Origin of the sequence: Streptomyces sp. NPDC002698 (assembly GCF_042888945.1) — a bacterium.
Classification (GTDB): domain Bacteria; phylum Actinomycetota; class Actinomycetes; order Streptomycetales; family Streptomycetaceae; genus Streptomyces.
In genome coordinates this window covers 1-1242 of record NZ_JBIAQM010000091.1, presented here as the reverse complement: position 1 = coordinate 1242, position 1242 = coordinate 1, and the positions used below count along the sequence as shown (strand labels likewise).

Annotated in this window: 1 protein-coding gene; it reads left to right on the top strand. The window is 68.0% G+C overall.

Annotation, left to right across the window (positions count from 1 at the left end; all coding sequences use genetic code 11):
• Positions 1–1242, top strand: a 1242-nt coding sequence (locus ACFYW9_RS41410; RefSeq protein WP_389160381.1) for an acyl-CoA carboxylase subunit beta, incomplete at both ends; no start/stop codon positions are given.

The following is a 1242-nucleotide window of genomic DNA, read 5'->3' as shown; positions in this document are numbered from 1 at the left end:
CGACATCCACACCACCGCGGGCAAGCTCGCGGATCTGCAGCGCCGCATCCAGGAAGCGACGCACGCCGGCTCGGAGCGCGCCGTCGAAAAGCAGCACGCCAAGGGCAAGTTGACGGCTCGTGAGCGCATCGAACTGCTGATGGACGACGACTCCTTCGTCGAGTTCGACGAGTTCGCGCGGCACCGCTCGACCGACTTCGGCCTGGAGCACAACCGCCCCTACGGCGACGGTGTGGTCACCGGCTACGGCACCGTCGACGGCCGCCCCATCGCGGTGTTCTCCCAGGACTTCACCGTGTTCGGCGGCGCCCTGGGCGAGGTCTTCGGCCAGAAGATCATGAAGGTGATGGACTTCGCGCTCAAGACCGGCTGCCCGGTCATCGGCATCAACGACTCCGGCGGCGCCCGGATCCAGGAGGGCGTCAGCGCGCTGGGCATGTACGGCGAGATCTTCCGCCGCAACGTGCACGCCTCCGGCGTCATCCCGCAGATCAGCCTGGTCGTCGGCCCGTGCGCGGGCGGCGCGGTCTACTCCCCGGCCATCACCGACTTCACCGTCATGGTCGACCAGACCTCGCACATGTTCATCACCGGCCCCGACGTCATCAAGACGGTCACCGGCGAGGACGTCGGCTTCGAGGAACTGGGCGGCGCCCGCACCCACAACGCCGTCTCCGGCGTGGCCCACCACATGGCGGGCGACGAGAAGGACGCCATCGAGTACGTCAAGCAGCTGCTGTCCTACCTGCCGTCCAACAACCTCAGCGAACCCCCGGTGTTCCCCGAGGAGGCCGACCTCGCCCTCACCGACGAGGACCGCGAGCTGGACACCATCGTCCCGGACAGCGCCAACCAGCCCTACGACATGCACACCGTGATCGAACACGTCCTGGACGACGCCGAGTTCTTCGAGACCCAGCCGCTGTTCGCCCCCAACATCCTCACCGGCTTCGGCCGGGTCGAGGGCCACCCGGTGGGCATCGTCGCCAACCAGCCGATGCAGTTCGCCGGCTGCCTGGACATCGACGCCAGCGAGAAGGCCGCCCGCTTCGTGCGCACCTGCGACGCCTTCAACGTGCCCGTGCTGACCTTCGTGGACGTGCCCGGCTTCCTGCCCGGCGTCGACCAGGAACACACCGGCATCATCCGCCGCGGCGCCAAACTGATCTACGCCTACGCCGAGGCCACCGTCCCGCTGATCACCATCATCACCCGCAAGGCCTTCGGCGGCGCCTACGACGT